Raw genomic sequence first — 19,921 nt, 5'->3', positions numbered from 1 at the left:
AGCATAAGGAAACCGGGGCCATGGTGAGCTTCACCGTCAACGGACGGCGCGTCGAGACGGATGCCGATCCCGCCATGCCGCTTCTTTATCTCCTGCGCGGTGAGTTGAAGTTGAACGGCGCGAAATATGGTTGCGGCGTCGGCCAGTGCGGCTCCTGCGCCGTGCTGGTGGACGGGCGCTCCACCTTCTCATGCCTCCTGCCGCTGGCCGCGCTGGCCGGCCGCGAGGTGGTGACGCTGGAGGGGCTGGGCGCCGGCGACAAGCCGGGGCCTGTGCAGGCCGCTTTCATCGCCGAGCAGGCCGCGCAATGCGGCTATTGCATTCCCGGCATGATCGTCGCCGTGGAAGGGCTTCTGCGCCGGGATGCCTCGCCCGACGAGGCGGCGATCCGCGACGCGCTGCAACCCCATCTCTGCCGCTGCGGAACGCATGCCCGCATCCTTCGCGCCGCGCTGCGCGTAACGACGCCGCGCGCGCCCGCTAGCGCCCCGGAGCCCAAGCGGTGAGCGCCGGCCTGTCGCGCCGGGCGCTTCTCAAGGGCGGCAGCCTGACGCTCGCCTTTGCCCTCGCGCCCCGGCGGCTCCTGGCGCAGGAGGGCGATCCCGGCGGCGAAGGCAGGACGGCCGGCGGCACGCTTCCCGGCAGCCTGGAGGACACGCCGCGCCTCGACAGCTGGATCCGCATCGAGGCGGACGGCACGGCCACCGTTTTCACCGGCAAGGCCGAGCTGGGTCAGGGCGTGCGCACCGCGCTCTGGCAGATCGCGGCCGAGCAGCTCGCCATGGCGCCCGCGACGGTGCGCCTTCGAACCGCCGACACCGCCGAGACGCCCAATGAGGGGTTCACCGCCGGCAGCCAGTCGATCAGCGAAAGCGGCACCGCCATCGGTCATGCGGCGGCGGAGGTTCGCCAGAAGCTCCTTGTGCTGGCGGCGGATCGGTTCGGCATCCCCGCCGAAACACTGACAGCCGAGAACGGCGCGATCCGCGCGCCGGACGGGCGGACACTCGCCTATGGCGCGCTGGTGGAAGGGCTGGATCTCGCGGTGGAGGCGACACAAGGCGCACCGCTCATCGCGGGCGCCGCCCGCCGCCTCGTCGGCCAGCCCCTGCCCCGGCTCGACATTCCCGCCAAGCTCACCGGCCGCGAGGCCTATGTGCAGGATATGCGCCCGGAGGGCATGGTGCATGGCCGCATCGTGCGCCCGCCCGTGCAGGGCGCGCGGCTGCGCGCGGTTGCCAGCGCCCAAGTCGAGGCGATGCCCGGCGTTCTCGCGGTGGTGCGCAATGGCAGCTTTCTCGGCGTCGTGGCGGAGACGGAATGGCAGGCGATCGCGGCGCGCCGCACGCTCGCGAGCCTTGCCGAATGGGATGCGCCGCCCGCCCGTCCTTCGCTCGCAGCGATCCACGACTGGCTGCGCCTCGCCCCGGCCGAGACGAGCGAGATCGCGGCTACGGGCGGTCCCGAGCCGGTGGGCGACCTCGTCACCGCGACCTATCGCCGGGCCTATCAGATGCACGGCTCGATCGGCCCGTCCTGCGCGCTTGCCGAAGCGCGAGACGGGCAGCTGACGGTCTGGAGCCACACGCAAGGCGTCTTTCCCGACCGGGACGCCATTGCCGAGTTGACGCGCCTTCCGACTGAGCGAGTGCGCGTGATCCATGTCGAAGGGTCTGGCTGCTACGGCCACAACGGGGCCGACGACGCAGCGGCTGATGCCGCCCTCCTGGCGCTCGCCCTGCCCGGTCGGCCCGTGCGCCTGCAATGGATGCGCGAGGACGAGCACGGGTTCGAGCCCTATGGCTCGGCCATGATCTCGCAGCTCGGCGCGCGTCTTTCGGCCGAGGGGCGGATCACCAGCTGGCGCTACGACGTCTGGTCCATGCCGCACTCGACGCGGCCGGGCACGGCCGGCAATCTCCTGGCGGGCCAGCTGGTGGAACCGCCCTTCGCACCGGAGGAGCCGCGCCCCATCCCGCAGCCGACGGGCGGCGGCGACCGCAACGCCATTCCCGGCTACGACCTGCCGAACCTTTCCGTACACAACCATTTCGTCGCCGAGATGCCGGTGCGGGTGTCCGCCCTGCGCTCGCTCGGCGCCTATCACAACGTCTTCTCGATCGAGAGCTTCATGGACGAGCTGGCGCTGCGCGCGGGCGCCGATCCCATCGCCTTTCGCCTGTCGCATCTGGCCGACCCGCGCGGGCGCGCGGTCATAGAGGCGGCGGCCAAGCGTTTCGGCTGGGAACATTGGGCGGCAAAGGGCGAAATGGCCGGCCGGGGCTTCGGCTACGCCCGCTACAAGAACCTGGCGGCCTATTGCGCGGTGGCGGTCGAACTCGGGCTCGACCGAGACACGGGCCGGGTGCGGCTCGGCCGCGTGGTCGCGGCCTGCGACAGCGGCGAGGCGGTGAACCCGGACGGCATCCGCAACCAGATCGAGGGCGGGCTCATCCAAGCCGCGAGTTGGACCCTGTTCGAGGAAGTGACCTTCGACGCCGCCGGCCCTGCCTCTCGCGATTGGTCGAGCTATCCCATCCTGCGCTTTGCCGACGTGCCGGCCTCCGTCGAGGTGCATGTGATCGACCGCGTCGGCGAGCCCTTCCTCGGCACGGGCGAAGCCGCGCAGGGGCCGATGGCGGCCGCGATAGGCAACGCCCTGGCGCACGCGGCCGGAACGCGCATCCGCGACCTGCCGCTGCGGCCGGACCGCATCACCGCCGCGCTCGGGACCTGACGATCCCTTCGAATGAAAAAGGCCCGCCCCGATCGCTCGGGGCGGGCCTCGTCTTTTGGGTCGAGCCGTCCGCTCAGGCGGCGGGCGCGGCCTGGACCGTGCCGGTCTCGGCCGTCGCGGGGCCGATCGGCTTGATCTGGCCGTTCAGCGCGGCGTGCAGACGATCGGTGTCGAGCTCGCCTTCCCAGCGGGCGACGACGAGCGTGGCGACCGCGTTGCCGACGAGGTTGGTCAGCGCGCGGCATTCCGACATGAAGCGGTCGATGCCCAGGATCAGCGCCATGCCGGCGACGGGAACCGAGGGCACCACCGAGAGCGTGGCGGCGAGCGTGATGAAGCCGGCGCCCGTGATGCCCGCCGCGCCCTTGGACGAGAGCATGGCGACGAGGAGCAGGAGAACCTGTTCGCCCAGCGAGAGATGGATATTGGTGGCCTGGGCGATGAACAAAGCCGCCAGCGTCATGTAGATGTTGGTGCCGTCGAGATTGAAGGAATAGCCGGTCGGGATCACGAGACCGACCACCGACTTCTTGGCGCCGGCCGCTTCCATCTTTTCCATCAGGGTCGGCAGCGCGGCCTCGGAGGAGGACGTGCCGAGCACCAGCAGCAGCTCTTCCTTGATGTAGCGGATCAGCGCCACGATCGAGAAGCCGTTGTAGCGGCAGACCGCGCCGAGCACGACGAAGACGAAGAGGAAGGCGGTGATGTAGAACGTGCCGACCAGCATGGCGAGGTTGGCGACCGAGGAGACGCCGTACTTGCCGATGGTAAAGGCCATGGCACCGAAGGCGCCGATCGGGGCGGCCTTCATCAGGATGCCGACCAGCTTGAACATCGGAGCGGAGACGGCCTGCAGGAAGTTGAGGACCGGCTCGCCCTTCTCGCCGACCATGCCGAGCGCGATGCCGAACAGGACGGAGAAAAACAGGACCTGGAGAATGTCGCCCGAAGCGAAGGCGCCGACGATCGTGGTCGGAATGATGTTCTGCAGGAAGCCGGTGATGGTCTGCTCGTGCGCCTTCGTGGCGTAGTCGGCGACCGCCTTGCCGTCGAGCGTGGCGGGATCGATGTTGAGGCCCGCGCCCGGCTGGATCAGGTTGCCGACGATGAGGCCGACGATCAGCGCGAGCGTCGAGAAGGTGATGAAGTAAAGCATCGCCTTGCCGGCGACGCGGCCGACCTTCTTCAGGTCGCTCATGCCGGCGATGCCGGTAACGATGGTCAGGAAGATGACGGGCGCGATGATCATCTTGACGAGCTTGATGAAGGCGTCGCCCAGCGGCTTCATCGCCTCGCCGGTCTGCGGATAGAAATGGCCGAGCAGGATGCCGATCGCGATCGCGGTCAGCACCTGAACGTAAAGCTGCGCGTAGAGCGGCTTGCGAGGAGCGGGCTCGCTCCGCACGACGGGTATGGATGCCATGAATGCCTCCCCAAAAGGTTTTCTTCGCGATCCATCCCGATCGCGTTGCAGAAGCCGGCGAACCCCGCAAAGCCTCTTGAGAACTGCATCTGCAAGCCGCGTGCCAATCGCTCTGCGCAAACGACATGCCGGCCATGCAAGGACTCTTGGAACCTTTCGAAGCGGGCCCATCGGCGATTTGTGCGAATTTCCACTCACCCCGGGACCCGATTTGTGCGATAAACCGCACAGATGAACAGTGCCACCGTCTCTCTCGCTTCCGGCCCCCCCTTGTCGATCCGCAGGGCGATGGTTCTCCTGGCCGGCGCCGGGCTGCTCGTTCTCGTCTGGGTGGGCGCGGGGGAGGTCGGGCGGCGTCAGGCGGGCGCGCAGCTTGCCAATCGCGCCGACAGCGCGCTCGCCTCCGCGCTTTCGGTGCTGCGCAGCGAGATCGCCAAGCAGCGCGCCGTACCCAGCGTCTTGGCCGAGGACCCGGAAGTCGCGAGCGTGCTGCGCCAGCCGACCGAGGCCGGGCTCGACCGGGTGAACCGGCGGCTGAAGACCCTCGCCGACACGACCGGCGCGAGCGTCATCTATCTCGTGTCGCGGTCCGGTTTCGCCGTCGCCTCCAGCAATTATGCCGAACCGCAGACCTTCGTCGGCAACGACTATCGCTTCCGTCGCTATTTCACCGCCTCGCTCAAGGATGGCGAGGCCCAGCAATATGCGCTGGGCTCCGTCAGCCGGCGGCCCGGCCTCTATATTGCGCGCCGGGTCGGCGGATCGGAGGCGCCGCTCGGCGTCGTGGTGCTGAAGGTCGAGCTCGACGCGGTGGAGGAAACTTGGCGGGCCGGCGGATCGACCCTGTTCGCGACCGACGAGCAGGGCGTCATCCTCGCCACGACACGGCCGGACTGGCGCTTTCGCACGCTCACTCCCCTTCCCCCAACTGAGCGCGCCGCGATCCGCGAAACGCTGCAGTTCGGCGAGGCGCCGTTGACGCCGCTGGACGCGCTCGCCGCGCGCGGCGGCGCCTATTGGGAGTTGAACGAACGGCGCTCGGACGGGCTGGTCTTCGAGGCCGCCCGCCCCATCGCGGACCCGGCCCTGCCCTGGCGCCTTACGCTTCTGCTGCCGGCGGGGGACAGTTTGAGCGAAAGCCTGCGCTCCGCGCGGCTCGCCGGCTTCGCGCTGCTTCTGGCCGTCGCCGGCCCCGCCATCGCGCTTTATCGCAGGCGCGAGCGCTCGCATCGGCGCCAGCGCGAGCTGCGCGCCACGGCGGCCGAGTTGGAACGGCGCGTCGCCGAGCGCACCGCCGAGATCGCCGAGGCGAACCAGCGCCTGCGCGAGGAGATGGAAGCGCGCGAGCGCTCCGAGCGCCGGGCCGGCGAGTTGCGCGAGGAATTGGATCAGGCCGGGCGTCTCGCCACGCTCGGTCAGATCGCCGCCGGCGTCGCGCACGAGATCAACCAGCCGCTCGCGGCCATCCGCACCTATGGAGAGAATGCCGGCCTGTTCCTCGAAAGGGGCGACACGGCCCGCACGTCGGACAATCTGAAGCTCGTGGTGGGGCTGACCGAGCGGATCGGCGCCATCACCGGCACCTTGCGCAATTTCTCCCGGCGCGGCTCGCAGGCGCTCGGCCCCGTCTCGCTGCAGAGCGCGGCGGAAGGCGCCGAGATGCTCCTGCACAATCGCCTTTCCGTCACGTCCGCCGCGCTGGCACGAGAGGGCGACGCCTGGGAGACGAGCGTCCTGGCCGAGCCGATCCGGCTGGAACAGGTGCTGGTGAACCTCCTGCAGAACGCGCTCGACGCGGTGGCCGAGCGGCCGGAGCCGCGCGTTGTCCTCGCCGCCGAACGCGACGGCGAGACCGTGCGCCTGTCGGTGTCCGACAACGGGCCGGGCATCGACCCGGCCGTCCTGCCGCGTCTCTTCACGCCGTTTTCCACCGCCAAGCCGCGCGGCCTCGGCCTCGGCCTCGTGATCTCGCGCGACATCCTGGCCGAATGGGGCGGCGATCTCACCGCGAGCAACGATCCCGGGCGCGGCGCGCGCTTCACCGCGCGGCTGAAACTTGCGCCCGCAACGAGGAGCCCATCATGAGCGACGCCCCGAGCCTGCCCGTCGCTTTCGTCGACGACGAGCCCGACCTTCGCGCCGCCAACGAGCAGTCGCTGCTTCTGGCGGGCTATCGTCCGCTTCTGTTCGACCGCGCCGAAGCCGCGCTCGCCGCGATCGATGCCGGCTTCGAGGGCGTCGTCGTCACCGACCTGCGCATGCCCGGCCTCAGCGGGCTCGACCTGTTTCGCCGCCTGCGCGCGCTCGACGCCGACCTTCCGGTGATCCTCGTCACCGGGCACGGCGACGTCGCCACCGCCGTCGATGCGCTGCACGAAGGCGTCTACGACTTCATCGCCAAGCCCTATCCCGCCGCGCGGCTGATGGACGCCGTGCGCCGGGCGGGCGAGAAGCGCCGGCTCGTTCTGGAAAACCGCCGGCTGCGCGCGCTGGCCGCGCAAGGGAGCGAGGCCGACGCGCCGCTGATCGGCGACAGCCCCTCCATGCAGCGCCTGCGCCGCACCCTGCGACAGATCGCCGACGCCGATGTCGACGTTCTCGTGGAAGGCGAAACGGGCTCGGGCAAGGAGGTGGTGGCGAGCGCGCTGCATGGCTGGAGCCGCCGCGCCGCCCACCCCTTCGTGGCGCTCAACTGCGGCGCTCTACCCGAGACGGTGATCGAGAGCGAACTGTTCGGGCACGAAAGCGGCGCCTTCACGGGCGCGGCCAAGCGGCGCGTCGGGCGCATCGAGCATTCCAGCGGCGGAACGCTGTTTCTGGACGAGATCGAGTCCATGCCGCTGGCATTGCAGGTCAAGCTCCTGCGAGTCCTGGAAACGCGCGAGGTGGAGCCGCTCGGCACCAACGAGCGCCGGCCGGTGGACCTGCGCGTCGTCGCGGCCGCCAAGGTCGATCTCGGCGGGGCCGAAGCGCGAGCCTATTTCCGCGAGGATCTGTTCTACCGGCTGAACGTCGTGACCGTGCAGATCCCGCCCTTGCGGGAGCGGCGGGACGACGTGCCGCTACTCTTCGCCACTTTTCTGGAACGGGCGGCCAAGCGCTTCCGACGCGAGCCGCCGGCCCTTTCGCCCTCTGTCGCCCGGCATCTGCGCGAGCACGACTGGCCGGGCAATGTGCGCGAACTCGTTCATTTCGCCGAGCGCGTGGCGCTGGGCATCGAGGAACTGGCGGAGCCGGCCGATTGCGCCCGAACCGGCATGACCCTGCCGGAGCGGGTGGACGCCTTCGAGGCCGACGCGATCCGCGCCGCCCTCGAAGGGAGCAATGGAGACGTGAAGCGGACGATCGAAGCGCTCGGCATTCCGCGCAAGACCTTCTACGACAAGCTCCAGCGACACGGTATCAGCCGCCGCGATTTTGCGGGCGAGAGCTAGATCACCTCTGAATTGTCCGACAGCTAAGCGTGCTCGCTTTACCGTCGCAGGATGCTTTAGGCGCCCTGCCGAATGGCGTCGAGCACCTTGCCGAGATGCTGCGAGCCGGCCTCGGTCAGCGTGCCCCGATCGCCTTCGGCCTCCAGGAGCCCGGCCTGTTCGAGTTCCTCGACGCCGGCCGAATCCGCCTTGTGCCCCTTGCCGTCGTCGAGCACGACGCGCGTCACCACCTCGCCGCTGACGAGCGAATGATAGGCCGCGAAGGTGAGGATGGAGAGGGCGTGGTCGCTGAGTTTCGTCTGGCTCATGTCGGCTTTCCCAAGCTGAGGTTCTGTCTCCAAAACCCAATGGAACGGGCGCCCGATGGCTCCGCCGGAGCGGCAAATTCACGCGCCCCAAGCAGGCCCTTCTGCTGCGAAAAAAGTCCCTCTCCCCTTTCTCGACAGCGCCACGATCCGTCGTTACCTCTGCCCGCGGAACTGCAAGGCATCGCATATGACGAAGATCGTAGACCCCGAGTTGAACGCCCTGATTCGCGAGGTGATCGACGCCCGGCTCATCAAGCCCGGCTCGCCCGAGCAGATCGTGGCCGCGCGCGTGGCGAGCGAAGGTCTGGGCGCTCTGGCGCCCGACGAGCGGGAGCTGTTCGAAACGAGGGTGCTGCCCATTCTGGCCAAGCCGATCCGGGAGCAACTGGCGATCGCCTCGATCGTGCAGCGCGGCGGCTACGTGCCCCGCAAGATCGAATTCTAAGCCCATCATATTTTGGCGAGGCGGGCGGTTGCGCCCGCTTCGGCCCGTGGAAACCGGACGAAACGATCCTAGATTCAAAGGGGTATCTGTTTCGGAGTGTTTCGATGCGTGCCGACCCCGAATTGTCGCAATTGATCGCCGACGTCATCGACGCCGGGCTTTTGAAAGCGGGGTCGCGCGAGATCGAGATCGCCCAGCTCGTGGCCCGTCAGGGCCAGCGCCGGCTGACGCCGGAGGACCGGCGTATTTGGGAAAACGGCGTGTTGCCGGTCCTGGCAAAGCCCATCGACATCCAGATCGCCGTCCGCTCGCTGGAGCGACGCTCCTACGGCTTAGCGCCCAGACCGTTGGCCTGAGGGTGCGGTCTTAGGCTGGGTCGGGCGGGCGAGCGCAGGATCACGGCGTGTCCTTCCCATCGCCATCGAGCGCGGAGACATCCGCCGACAGGCCAAGGGCGGGCGCGAGTTCGTTGGTGAGAACCGTTTCCACCGTTTGGATGCGTGCCAAGGCATCACGCAGCACGGCCTCGCCCTCCGCCGTGCCGGCGGCCTGGCCGAGATCGGGGCCGAGGGCGCGGATCGACAGGGCGATGGCACCGAGCTCCTGCGCCGGGTCGAGCGACGTGCCGGGCTTGAGCGCCAGCAACCCCGAATCCGCCAGAAGCGCCCGCAGCCCGTCGAGATCGGCCACCAGCATGGCGGTCGCGTGATCGCTGCGGCCGAACAGGAAGAGATTGGTCTTGGTCTCGCCGGGCAGCGCGTTGAGGCCCGGCAGGATGCGCAGCTCGCGGATCGCCGTCAGCCCACGCACGGCGGTGGCGAAGAGTTCCTGGAGCGAATCCTCAGTCGAGCGATAGGTCGGGTCGGAGGGTTTGGGCTTGGTCAGGCGCTCATTGATGCCGTGCGGATGGCGCCATTGCTCGGCCACCGCATCGGAAATCTGGCCGAGATTGCCGACGATCGTCGCGCCGTAGCGGCAGCGGAACGCGCCGGCCTGGCTCGCCAGCGCATCCGAGCCATTGCCGAACAGGACATATTCCAGCGCCGTCAGCCCCTGCACGGCGACGCTCTTGCGCGGCAGGAGATCGCTCGTCGCCGCGTCCGCGTCGCGCCGGTTGACGATGATCTGCGCCTGACGCTGGGCCGCGCCGCGCCGGTCGGGCCAGAACAGGTAGCGCTCGAAGCGGCTGCCTTCGGTGATCGGCCCGAAGCGGATGAACTCCACCGCGCCGAAGGCCTGCGCCAGATCGGCAAAGCCCTGGCGCGCCGCCTTCAACTTGGCGTCGTCGGGCTTGGCGCAAAGCTCGGTGAAGGCCTTGGCCTCGACCTCGCCGGCCTTGTCCAGCCGCTCATAGCCCGGCCGGATCACGCTCTCGATCGCGCGCTCCACCACCGCTTCGCGCGTCGGCGCGGCAGGAGCGGTCTGCGCCAATGCCGCGCTGCCCGTGGAGAGAACGAGACAGGCCGCGATCGATGCCCTGAAACTGTGCCGCATCTGCAAGGACTCCCGAAAGCGAAGCAGGGCGGCGCGATCCTCGGCCGACAGGGCCGCGCGCACCCACGCCGCCATGCCAGAGGATCGCCTCCGCTAAGCTTCTGGCGCGGCCATCATGGAGACACAGCGTGTGGCCGCCCACCGTCTGCGCCAGACCGATACCCCAGAGCGGCGGCCCACGCCACATTGCGAAGGGCCGACATCACTCATAGGCGGATGGTCGGCCAGCCCCCCGCCCCTGTCGAACAGCGGGAGGAGGGAAGAAGGCGGGATCGGTTGGAAGGCACGGTGCCTGTCGGTCTGACGGTTGGTGACGAGATCGAGCACCGGGTCCGGCGCCTCCCCCGGCCAAGCTCTCTAGAACGCCGCTGCACGGCGAGGCAGCCAGCATCGGCCTGCGTGCAGGCGCGCGAGGAGGCCGGCGGACACGGAAGATCGAAGGCGGGGCTTCGGCCGCGCGCCGCGTCGGACACTGCCCCAAAGCCACCGGTGGCAAAGTGGTGAATCTCGGCTTCGCCTCGGATCTCCAAGTTTGCGCGAGTGCGCTTTCCGTCTGAAATCGTTCCGAGATTCACGCCATTCGAGACGAGGCGCCAAGGCCGGCGAGCGAGGCGAGGACCCTTGGATTCGGAGCCCTGCCGACGCGGCGAGGCCCACCTTGCGAAGAATCAATCTTCACGCGCTGGAACCGCCACAATTCGTCGCACATCTCTTCTCTCGTCCACCTAGATTCGGCTTCGAATCGGCGGCCGAGGACAAGCGAAGGCCGCCGCAGTGGCCTGTGAACGAGCGACCGAGATGAACAGCGACGAACGTCAGATGCTGCAAAGCCTCTTCACCCGCCTGGGGGACGCGGAACGGGGCGCCCCGCCTCGCGACGGCGAGGCGGAAAGCTTCATTCGCGACCGCGTTTCCAGCGCGCCGCACGTGCCCTACTACATGGCGCAGACGATCATCGTGCAGGAAGAGGCGCTGAAGGCGGCCCACGCCCGGATCGAGGAACTGGAGCGCGCCGAGCGCGAGCGTCCCGTCCAGAGCAGCGGCGGCGGTGGCGGCTTCCTCAGCGGGCTCTTCGGCGGCGGCGGTTCCGCTTCGCGCGACAGCCAGCCGATGGGCGTGCCGCAGGGCTATCGCGGCGGGCAGGATGCCGGCTACGGGCAGGCGCAGCCCGCGCGCGGCCCTTGGGGCGCCAGCGCCCCGCAGCAGGGCGGCGGCTACGCCCAACCCCCGATGCCTCCGCAGGGCGGGTACGGCGCGCAGCCGGGCTATGGCCAGCCCGCCGCCTACCAGCCGCCCGCGCAGGGCGGGCGCGGCGGCGGCTTCCTGGCCGGCGCGGCGCAGACGGCGGTGGGCGTTGCCGGCGGCGTGGTGCTCGGCAACATGCTGGGCAACATGTTCGGCGGCTCGCATTCCTTTCTCAATCCCGGCGGCGCGGGCGGGGTCGTGGAGAACACCACGATCGAGAACACCGAGATCATCAACGAGGCGCCCGGCGCGCAGGACGTGTCCGCATCCGACGCCGGGGACAATTCCTATGACGACGGCGGGATGCAGGACGCCGACTACGACGATCCCGGCTTCGGCGGCGGCGACGATTTCGAGGACATCTGAGCCCTCGCGAAACGCTCGAAACTAAAGAAGGGCCGCCGATCTCCGGCGGCCCTTCTTCGTGAGGCGTCGGACTTTCGGCGGAGCGTCAGTTGGCGCCTTCGCTTTCCAGGAAGGCGTCGATGCGCCCTTCCCGACCCGCGCCGGTCGCGAAATACAGAAGCACGATGCCGAGGAGCAGGCTGCCGGCGATGATCGGCGCGGCCCAGTCTCCTTCCGCGATGCGCACGACGATCAGCGTGGCGCAAAGCGCGGCGCCCAGGATCGGCACGAGGCTCGGGATTTCGAACCGGCCCTTGGCCTCGCCCTTGCGGCGCTGAAGCACGAGAAGCGCGACGTTGACCACGGTGAAGACCGTGAGAAGCAGGAGCACGGTGGAGGCGGCGAGCGCGCCGATATTACCGACCAGCGACAGCGCGACGACGATCACCAGCAGCACGCCGATCGCGACATAGGGCGTGTGGCGCGTCTTGTGCACGCGCCCGAAAGCCTCGGGCAGGAGCCCCTGTCGCGACATGCCGTAGAGCAGGCGCGAGGCCATGACGTAGTTGACGAGTGCCGTGTTGGCGACGGCGAAAATGGTGATGCCAGCATAGATGCCGGTCGGGAACCAGGGCGCGGCCCGCTCCACCACGAGGATCAGCGGCCCAGGCGCTTCGGCGAGTTCCCGCCAAGGCACGACGGACACCGCCGTCACCGCCACGGCGATATAGATCGCGGTGGCCGCCAGCATGGCGGCAAGGATGGCGATGGGCATGGTGCGCTCGGGCTCGCGCACCTCCTCCGAGACGTTGAGCATGTCCTCGAAGCCGATGAAGGAGAAGAAGGTCAGCACCGCCCCTTGCGCGACGAGCAGCATGACGGAGCCGCCCAGCGGCTCGCCTCCCTCGCCGGTCGGAAACTCCAGGAGATTGGTCTCGCCCCAATAGGAGATGCCGACGGCGATGACGAGGATCAGGCCGAAGGCCTCGATCACAGTGCAGAGCGCATTCAGCCAGAGCGATTCCGAAATGCCCCGGAACAGGACGCCGGCGAGCAGCACGAGAAAGCCGATGGCGAGAACGCTTTGCGGCGTGTCGATGCCGACGACGCTGGCGAAATTGCGCGCCACGACATTGCTCTGCGTGGCGATGGAGGTGAGGCCCGAGCACACGACGGCGAGACCCACGACATAGGAGAGCATGGGCCGGCCATAGGCGCGCTGCGTGACATAGGCCGCCCCGCCGGCGCGGGGATAGCGCGAGGCGATCGAGGCATAGGACAGGCCCGTGAGGAGCGCCGCGACCATGGAGATCAGGAAAGCCATCCAGATGGCGCTCCCCAGTTCCTTCGCCGCCTCGCCGATCAGCCCATAGATGCCCGCGCCGAGCATGGAGCCGAGGCCGAACAGGGCGACCTGCGGCAGGCCCACCGCCCGCTTGAGCTTCGCTTCGCCATCCGTCTGCGTCATCGCGGCCCGATCCTTTCCCGTGACTTCATCCGGGAAACGATAGCGGCGAGCGGTCGCATGGCGAGGGGGATTGCGGCGAAAAAGGGGCTGGATCAGCCCTCGAGTTCGGCGAGGCGGCCGGGAATCTCGTCCAGCCGGTCGAGCACGAGATCGGCGCCGAGCGCCTCGGCCGCGTGCACGGTATAGCCGCCGCGCAGCGCGATCGCCTTCATGCCGGCGGCCTTTGCGGCGTCCACGTCGTTTTCCGAGTCGCCGACGAAGACGACATCCGCCGGCTCCAGGCCAAGCTCGCGGGCGGCGAAGAGGAGGAGATCGGGCGCGGGCTTCCGGCGCGGGCCGGCATCGCCGCCGACCACGATCTCCATCCGCTCGAAAACGCCGAAATGCTTCAGGATCTCGTCGGTCTCGGCGCGCGGCTTGTTGGTGACGACGCCGAGCCGGAAGCCGCCCTCGCCGAGGAAGCGCAGCGCGTCGCTGGCGCCGGCGTTCAGCGTGGTCAGCTCTGTGGCGCGCGGGCCGTAGATCGAGAGGTAGCGGGCGACGACCTTGTCGCGCGTCGCCGGGTCGATCGTCTTGCCGAGCGCAGCATAGGCCCGCTCGATCAGCGCCTGCACGCCCGCGCCCACCATGGCGGCGACGGCCTCGGGCATGAAGGGCGGCTCGCCGTAGCTCGCCAAAGTCTCGTTCAGCGCGGCGTGAATGTCGGGCAGCGAGTCGACCAGCGTGCCGTCGAGATCGAACAGCACGGCCTTCGGCCAGGTTGCGTCTTGCATGGAACGGGTCTCCTCAAGCGGCGGGCGGTTCGATCACGGCGAGCGTGATCCAATGGGCGGTGAGCGCGGGCTTGGTCACGTTCTCGATCTCGATCGAGGCGTCCCAGGCGGACTGTACGGAAACGGCCCGCTCGGTGAGCCCGACCAGCCGGAAGCGCCCACGCACCCGCGCGCCGGACTTCACCGGTGTCAGGAAGCGCACTTTCTCGAACCCGTAATTGATGCCCATCTTGGTGCCCTCGACACCGGGCATGGCGCCATAGGCAAGGATCGACAGAAGCGAGAGCGTCAGGAACCCATGGGCGATCGTCCCGCCGAAGGGCGCCTCGGCCGCCGCGCGCGCGGGGTCGACATGAATGAACTGGTGGTCGTGCGTGGCGTCGGCGAACGTATCGATCATGCGCTGGTCCACCACCAGCCAGTCCGACACGAAGGCCTCGCCGTCGAGATGCGCGCGATAGACGTCCATCGGCACGAGGGTGGGACCCTTGGGGCTCGTCGCGGTCATGATGCGTCCTGAAACGGTTCCAGACCCCGCTCATAGAGAAGTCCGGCCGTCCTGACCACGGCGGGAAGCCACTTTGCGGGAGCGGCCGCCGCCCCAGGGAGTTCGGCCTTTTTGCTGGGATGCAGCAAAGCCTGCCCTAGCTAACGAACCCAGCCCCGAACCCAAGACATCCCTGGAAAGGAAAACCATGTGCGGAATCTGCGGTGAAGTCCGCTTCGACGGCGGGTTCGCTTCGCCGGACCGGATCGGCGCCATGGCCACCTGCCTCGCCCCGCGCGGGCCGGACGGCGCGGGCCTCGTGGTGCGCGGGCGCGTCGGGCTCGGCCATCGCCGGCTGAAGATCATCGATCTCACCGAGAACTCCGCCCAGCCGATGGAGGACCCCGAGCTCGGCCTGACGCTCGCCTTCAACGGCTGTATCTACAACTATCCCGAACTGCGCCGCGAACTGCAGGGCATGGGCTATCGCTTCTTCTCGCATGGCGACACGGAAGTGATCCTGAAGAGCTACCACGCCTGGGGCCGGGACTGCGTGAAGCGGTTCCACGGCATGTTCGCATTCGCCATCCACGAGCGCGAGACCGGGCGCGTGTGCCTGGCGCGAGATCGGTTCGGCATCAAGCCGCTCTATCTCGCTCAGGATAAGGACCGGCTCCTGATCGCCTCCTCCCTGCCCTCGATCGTGGCGGCCGGCGGCGTCGACACGTCGATCGATCCGGAAGCCTTGCACCACTACATGAGCTTCCACGCCGTCGTGCCGGCGCCACTCACCATCCTGAAAGGCGTGCGCAAGTTGCCGCCGGCCACCACGCGCATGGTGGAGCCGGACGGTCGCTTCGACGACGTGACCTATTGGGCGCCCACCTTCGGGCCGCGGGCGGGCGACGAGGGCCTGACGACGCGCGACTGGGAGGACGAGTTGCTTGCCCATCTTCGCCGCGCGGTGGAGCGGCGCATGGTGGCGGACGTGCCGGTCGGCGTGCTCCTGTCGGGCGGCGTCGATTCCTCCATCATCGTCGGTCTCCTGGCCGAGGCCGGGCAGACCGGCCTTTCCACCTTCTCGATCGGCTTCGAGGACGCCAATGGCGAGGTCGGCAACGAGTTCGAATATTCCGACCTGATCGCCAAGCATTACGGCACGAAGCATCACCGCATCTTCGTTCCCGGCGCGGAGCTTCTCCAGAACCTGCCGGCGGCGATCCGCGCCATGTCGGAGCCGATGGTCTCCTACGACAATATCGGCTTCTTCCTTCTGTCGCGGGAAGTGTCGAAGCATATCAAGGTCGTGCAGAGCGGCCAGGGCGCGGACGAGATCCTGGCCGGCTATCACTGGTATCCGCCCATGCAGGGCGCGGCCGATCCCTTGACGGCCTATTCCGGCGCCTTCTTCGACCGCTCGCACGAGACCCTGCAAAGCCAGCTCGGCCCCAAATGGCGCGGCGGGTCGAACGTGAGCCTCGACTTCGTGCGCCGGCATTTCGAGCTGCCCGGCGCCGAGGACCCCGTCGCCAAGGCGCTGCGCATCGACAGCCAGATCATGCTGGTGGACGACCCGGTGAAGCGCGTCGACAACATGACCATGGCCTGGGGCCTGGAAGCGCGCGTGCCCTTCCTCGACCATGAATTCGCCGAGCTGGCCGCGCGCATTCCCTCCGCCGAAAAGCTGAAGGGCGGCGGCAAGGGCATCCTGAAGGACGTGGCGCGGCGGATCATCCCTTCAGCGGTGATCGATCGCAAGAAGGGCTATTTCCCGGTTCCGCAGCTGAAATATCTCGCCGGGCCGACGCTCGACATGGTGCGCGACACGATGGGCTCAACCCGAGCGCGCGAGCGCGGCCTGTTCGATCCCGCCTATCTCGACCGGCTCTTCGCCGATCCCGCCGGCCACATCACGCCGCTCCAGGGTTCCGAGCTTTGGCAGGTGGCGCTTCTGGAACTTTGGCTGGGCGAACAGGGGCTTTGACCATGGCCGCACAAAATCCCATTGAGACCCCTGGCGAGCCCGCCGTGGACGTGTCCTTCGACTGCGGCTGGGGTCGGCTCTGCTTCGCGCAGACCTTCGCCGACCCCGCTCATCTCGCGCGCTCGCTGGAGGAGGAAGGGCCGGCACGACGCGACATCGCCTTCTACGTGTCGGAGCCGCACGTGCTTCTGGCGCAGGCGCCGATCGAGCTGTTTCTCGATCCCTCCCACACGTTCCGCTTGGATCTCGCCGCGCTCAAGCCCTCGCTGCGCCACCCCACCGGCTTTCGCATCCGCCCGATCGAGCGGGAAAGCGACGCGGCGGCGATCAACCGGATCTACCGCACGCGCCACATGGTGGAGATCGACCCCGATTTCCTCTGGCGCCACCGCGAGGGCACGGCGCTGACCTATCTCGTGGCCGAGGACGAGCGCACCGGCGCGGTGATCGGCACGGTGACGGGGATCGACCATGTCATGGCCTTCGGCGACAAGGAGAACGGCGCCTCGCTCTGGTGCCTCGCCATCGACGCGCAGGCCGTCTATCCCGGCCTTGGGGAGGCGCTTGTGCGCGCGCTGGCCGGCCGGCTGCGCGACGAGGGACGGCAGACGCTCGATCTCTCCGTCATGCACGACAATTCGGCCGCGATCGGCCTCTACGAGCGGCTCGGCTTCAAGCGCCTGCCGCTCTTTGCGGTCAAGCGCCGCAATCCGATCAACGAGCGGCTCTTCACCGGCACGGCCAGCGCCGACGAAGCGCTGAACCCCTATGCCCGCATCATCGTGGACGAGGCGCGAAGGCGCGGCATCCATGCCGAGATCGTGGATGCGGCCGGTGGCTTCTTCCGCCTAACCTATGGCGGCAGGAGCCTTCGCTGCCGCGAGAGCCTGTCCGACCTCACCTCCGCCGTCGCGCTGTCCATCTGCGACGACAAGAGCGTGACGCGACGGCTGGTGGCCGATGCCGGCGTCCGCGTGCCCGAGCAGATCCTGGCCGGCGACGAGGCGGAGCTGGCCGGCTTCATCGAGCGGCACGGGCAGATCGTGGTGAAGCCGGCGCGCGGCGAGCAAGGGCGCGGCATCGCCGTCGGCGTGGAAACGCTGGAGGATGCGAAAGCCGCGATCGAGACGGCGCGGCGCGAATGCGACCGGGTGCTGGTGGAAAGCTGCTTCCGGGGCAAGGACCTGCGCCTCGTGGTGATCGATTTCCGGCTCGTGGCGGCCGCGATCCGCGAGCCGCCGATGATTACCGGCAACGGCACGGACGACGTGCGAACGCTGATCGAGCAACTGTCGCGCCGCCGCCAGAGTGCGACATCAGGCGAGAGTTCCGTTCCGCTGGATGCCGAGACCGAGCGCACCGTGCGCGCGGCGGGCTTTGCCATGGACGTGGTGCTGCCGGAGGGCGAACGGCTGACCGTGCGCCACACCGCCAATCTCCACACCGGCGGCACGATCCACGACGTCACCGACATCGTGCATCCCCGCCTCGTGGACGCAGCGGTCGCGGCGGCGCGGGCCATCGACATTCCCGTCTGCGGCATCGACCTGATGGTGGAGGACCCCTCGCGCGAGTCTTACGTCTTCATTGAGGCGAACGAGCGGCCGGGCCTTGCCAATCACGAGCCGCAGCCGACCGCCGAGCGTTTCGTCGATCTCCTGTTTCCGCTGTCCATTCCCTCCTCCGTTCGCACCGCGCGCTTGAAGCGCCGCCTGGACTAGAAGCCTCATGGCCCGCCATTCCATCGACACCGCCTATCTCGATGCGCAGCTTCGCGCCCTTCTCGCGATCCCCAGCCCAACCGGCTACACCGACACGGTGGTGCGCCACGTCACCGAGGAGTTGCAGCGCCTCGGGCTCGAAGTGGAGCTGACGCGGCGCGGCGCCATCCGCGCCATCCGCCAGGGCTCGCGCCGGGCGGCGGCGCGCGCCATCGTCAGCCATGTCGATACGCTAGGTGCGCAGGTGAAGGCGCTGAAGTCCAACGGGCGGCTCGAGCTCGTGCCGATCGGCACCTGGTCGGCGCGTTTCGCGGAAGGCGCGCGGGCCACGATCTTCGCCGAGGAGACCGCCTATCGCGGTACGATCCTGCCGCTCAAGGCCTCTGGCCACACGTTCAACGAAGAGATCGACACCGCGCCGATCGGCTGGTCGCATGTGGAGCTTCGCATCGACGAGATCGTGCGAAGCGAGGCCGATGTCGTGCGGCTCGGCATCGATGTCGGCGACACGGTGGCGATCGACCCGCAGCCGGAATTCATGGACAACGGCTTCATCGTCTCGCGTCATCTCGACAACAAGGCCGGCGTCGCGGTGATGCTGGCCGCGATCGAGGCCATGGAGCGCGCCGGCTCGGCAACGCCGGTCGACATCCATTGGCTCTTCACCATCGCGGAGGAAGTCGGCGTCGGCGCCGCGTCGATCCTCAAACCCGAGGTCGCCTCCATGGTGGCGGTGGACAATGGAACCAGTGCGCCGGGCCAGAACTCCTCGGAATTCGGCGTCACCGTCGCCATGGCCGACCAGACCGGCCCGTTCGACTACCATCTGACGCGCAAGCTCGTGCGGCTTTGCCGCGAGGAGGAGATCCGCTTCCAGAAGGACGTCTTTCGCTACTATCGCTCGGACTCGGCCTCGGCCGTGGAGGCGGGCCACGACGTGCGCACGGCGCTCGTCACCTTCGGCGTCGACGCCTCGCACGGCTGGGAGCGCATCCACATGCACGCCCTGCGCTCGCTGGCCGAGCTTCTCACGGCCTATGCCGTTTCGCCGCTGGAAATCGAGCGCGACATGAAGCAGAGCGGCGATCTCGCGGGCTTCACCCGCCAACCGCTGGCTGAAGCATCCGAGGAATAATTTCGCGGCTATTTATTAAGGACGAGACAGGATTTATTTCCAATCCCACCCGCCACAACCTTGTCGTTCAGGGGAATGTAACCAGAGCGGGAGCCTTATCGAAGCAAGGTCCGGACTATTAGCTAGGACTTATAATTTTCGATGAAGGTTTCCTATGCTTCGCTTTCCCCGAATGACTGTCCGCTTGAAAATGACGATGCTTCTGCTCGTCGGCCTGCTCGCGCTTTCGATGGTCAATTTCTGGCAGGTGCGGGACACGATGCTGCGCGATGCCGACCGGAAGGCGCAGACGCAGCAGGAAGCCAATCTGCGCGTCGCTTGGGAAGTTCTGGAGCGCTACGGTAAGGACTTCAGCCTTGTAAACGGCGAACTCTCCGCAGGTCAGCAGAAGCTGAACGGCTTCGTCGAGCCGGTGGACAAGGTGAAGGAACTGGTCGGGGGCGTCGCCACGATCTTTGCCGGCGACACGCGCATCACCACCAATGTCGTGAAGCCGGACGGCAGCCGCGCGATCGGCACCAAGCTGACGACAGCGCCCGTGATCGAGGCCGTCCTGAAGAAGGGCGTCAGCTTCCATGGCAAGGCCGATATTCTCGACAAGCCGTATTACACTGCCTACGACCCGATCAAGAACGCGGCCGGCGAGACGATCGGCGTGGTGTTCGTCGGCGTCGAGCAGGCTCAGTTCTTGGCCGGCGTCCACGATCTCCTGATGCAGATGGCCGTGACGAACGGGGTGATCCTCTTGGGCGTCGGCCTTCTCGCCTATGTCGGGATGGGCCCGATGCTGCGCCCGCTCCGCATCCTGCGTGAGGACGTCCTGCACATGGCGGCCGGCGATCTGGTGCGCGGGGTGCGCCTCTCCAAGGGTCGGGACGAGATCGCCGAACTCCAGCGCGCCATGGGCGACATGACCACCAAA

17 protein-coding genes and 1 pseudogene are annotated in these 19,921 nt (G+C 68.2%); 11 read left to right on the top strand and 7 right to left on the bottom strand.

Features of this window, described 5'->3' with window-relative positions:
* The first annotated feature begins 20 nt into the window (after positions 1-20).
* Together AUL32_RS07680 and AUL32_RS07675 are read left to right on the top strand one after the other, a co-directional pair.
* Entirely contained in the window at positions 21-506 is a 486-nt protein-coding gene (locus AUL32_RS07680; RefSeq protein ID WP_062113368.1) for a (2Fe-2S)-binding protein, read from the top strand.
* Positions 503-2,737, top strand: coding sequence for a xanthine dehydrogenase family protein molybdopterin-binding subunit (locus AUL32_RS07675; protein ID WP_062113366.1), 2,235 nt, complete (start codon positions 503-505; stop codon positions 2,735-2,737). Before AUL32_RS07680 ends, AUL32_RS07675 begins: the two co-directional genes overlap by 4 nt.
* Positions 2,738-2,810: 73 nt before the next feature.
* Here AUL32_RS07675 and AUL32_RS07670 read toward each other — a convergent pair whose 3' ends face one another.
* Entirely contained in the window at positions 2,811-4,160 is a 1,350-nt protein-coding gene (locus AUL32_RS07670; RefSeq protein WP_061976894.1) for a dicarboxylate/amino acid:cation symporter, read from the bottom strand.
* A 231-nt stretch (positions 4,161-4,391) separates the two neighbouring features.
* Between AUL32_RS07670 and AUL32_RS07665 the strand changes: the two genes are divergently transcribed.
* Positions 4,392-6,245 carry a sensor histidine kinase gene (locus AUL32_RS07665; protein WP_082659386.1) on the top strand — a complete coding sequence of 618 codons (1,854 nt, stop codon included), beginning with the start codon at positions 4,392-4,394 and terminating at the stop codon, positions 6,243-6,245.
* Positions 6,242-7,594, top strand: coding sequence for a sigma-54-dependent transcriptional regulator (locus AUL32_RS07660; RefSeq protein WP_062113354.1), 1,353 nt, complete (start codon positions 6,242-6,244; stop codon positions 7,592-7,594). The genes AUL32_RS07665 and AUL32_RS07660 overlap by 4 nt, the downstream gene beginning before the upstream one ends.
* A gap of 56 nt (positions 7,595-7,650) precedes the next feature.
* On the opposite strand, the gene AUL32_RS07655 is transcribed toward AUL32_RS07660, so the two are convergent.
* Positions 7,651-7,902 carry a hypothetical protein gene (locus tag AUL32_RS07655; RefSeq protein WP_062113352.1) on the bottom strand — a complete coding sequence of 84 codons (252 nt, stop codon included), beginning with the start codon at positions 7,900-7,902 and terminating at the stop codon, positions 7,651-7,653.
* Between the two features lie 187 nt (positions 7,903-8,089).
* Between AUL32_RS07655 and AUL32_RS07650 the strand changes: the two genes are divergently transcribed.
* On the top strand, positions 8,090-8,347 hold the full coding sequence (locus tag AUL32_RS07650; RefSeq protein WP_061976901.1) for a hypothetical protein: 258 nt from the start codon (positions 8,090-8,092) through the stop codon (positions 8,345-8,347).
* Between the two features lie 104 nt (positions 8,348-8,451).
* A complete protein-coding gene (locus AUL32_RS07645; RefSeq protein WP_062113348.1) occupies positions 8,452-8,703 on the top strand; it encodes a hypothetical protein in 252 nt (83 codons plus the stop codon).
* A gap of 40 nt (positions 8,704-8,743) precedes the next feature.
* On the opposite strand, the gene AUL32_RS25950 is transcribed toward AUL32_RS07645, so the two are convergent.
* Positions 8,744-9,916 carry an imelysin family protein gene (locus AUL32_RS25950; protein WP_062113345.1) on the bottom strand — a complete coding sequence of 391 codons (1,173 nt, stop codon included), beginning with the start codon at positions 9,914-9,916 and terminating at the stop codon, positions 8,744-8,746.
* Between the two features lie 46 nt (positions 9,917-9,962).
* A pseudogene (locus AUL32_RS26425) lies at positions 9,963-10,028 on the bottom strand (hypothetical protein); the annotation flags it as partial.
* A 611-nt stretch (positions 10,029-10,639) separates the two neighbouring features.
* Here AUL32_RS26425 and AUL32_RS07635 point away from each other — a divergent pair.
* The gene (locus tag AUL32_RS07635) at positions 10,640-11,452 is read left to right on the top strand and encodes a DUF2076 domain-containing protein (protein WP_062113342.1); all 813 of its coding nucleotides are present in this window, start codon (positions 10,640-10,642) and stop codon (positions 11,450-11,452) included.
* 85 nt (positions 11,453-11,537) lie between these two features.
* Here AUL32_RS07635 and AUL32_RS07630 read toward each other — a convergent pair whose 3' ends face one another.
* From AUL32_RS07630 to AUL32_RS07620, 3 genes are all read right to left on the bottom strand, one after another.
* Positions 11,538-12,899, bottom strand: coding sequence for an APC family permease (locus tag AUL32_RS07630; protein WP_062113340.1), 1,362 nt, complete (start codon positions 12,897-12,899; stop codon positions 11,538-11,540).
* A 92-nt stretch (positions 12,900-12,991) separates the two neighbouring features.
* Positions 12,992-13,672 (bottom strand): phosphoglycolate phosphatase, encoded by a 681-nt coding sequence (gene gph / locus AUL32_RS07625; protein WP_062113337.1) that lies wholly within the window; start codon positions 13,670-13,672, stop codon positions 12,992-12,994.
* A 13-nt stretch (positions 13,673-13,685) separates the two neighbouring features.
* Positions 13,686-14,180 carry a MaoC family dehydratase gene (locus tag AUL32_RS07620; RefSeq protein WP_374700933.1) on the bottom strand — a complete coding sequence of 165 codons (495 nt, stop codon included), beginning with the start codon at positions 14,178-14,180 and terminating at the stop codon, positions 13,686-13,688.
* 187 nt (positions 14,181-14,367) lie between these two features.
* On the opposite strand from AUL32_RS07620, the gene AUL32_RS07615 reads away from it, so the two are divergent.
* The 4 genes from AUL32_RS07615 to AUL32_RS07600 all read left to right on the top strand — a co-directional run.
* A complete protein-coding gene (locus AUL32_RS07615; RefSeq protein ID WP_062113333.1) occupies positions 14,368-16,143 on the top strand; it encodes an N-acetylglutaminylglutamine amidotransferase in 1,776 nt (591 codons plus the stop codon).
* A 2-nt stretch (positions 16,144-16,145) separates the two neighbouring features.
* Entirely contained in the window at positions 16,146-17,864 is a 1,719-nt protein-coding gene (ngg, locus tag AUL32_RS07610) for an N-acetylglutaminylglutamine synthetase (protein WP_062113330.1), read from the top strand.
* A gap of 7 nt (positions 17,865-17,871) precedes the next feature.
* Complete coding sequence (locus AUL32_RS07605) at positions 17,872-18,999, top strand: osmoprotectant NAGGN system M42 family peptidase (protein WP_061976915.1); 1,128 nt, start codon at positions 17,872-17,874, stop codon at positions 18,997-18,999.
* Between the two features lie 190 nt (positions 19,000-19,189).
* Positions 19,190-19,921 (top strand): methyl-accepting chemotaxis protein (locus tag AUL32_RS07600; protein WP_244497721.1); only part of this gene is annotated, 732 nt, incomplete at its 3' end.

Origin of the sequence: Aureimonas sp. AU40 (genome assembly GCF_001463785.1) — a bacterium.
Lineage (GTDB): Bacteria > Pseudomonadota > Alphaproteobacteria > Rhizobiales > Rhizobiaceae > Aureimonas.
This window is presented reverse-complemented; position numbering and strand designations above follow the sequence as displayed.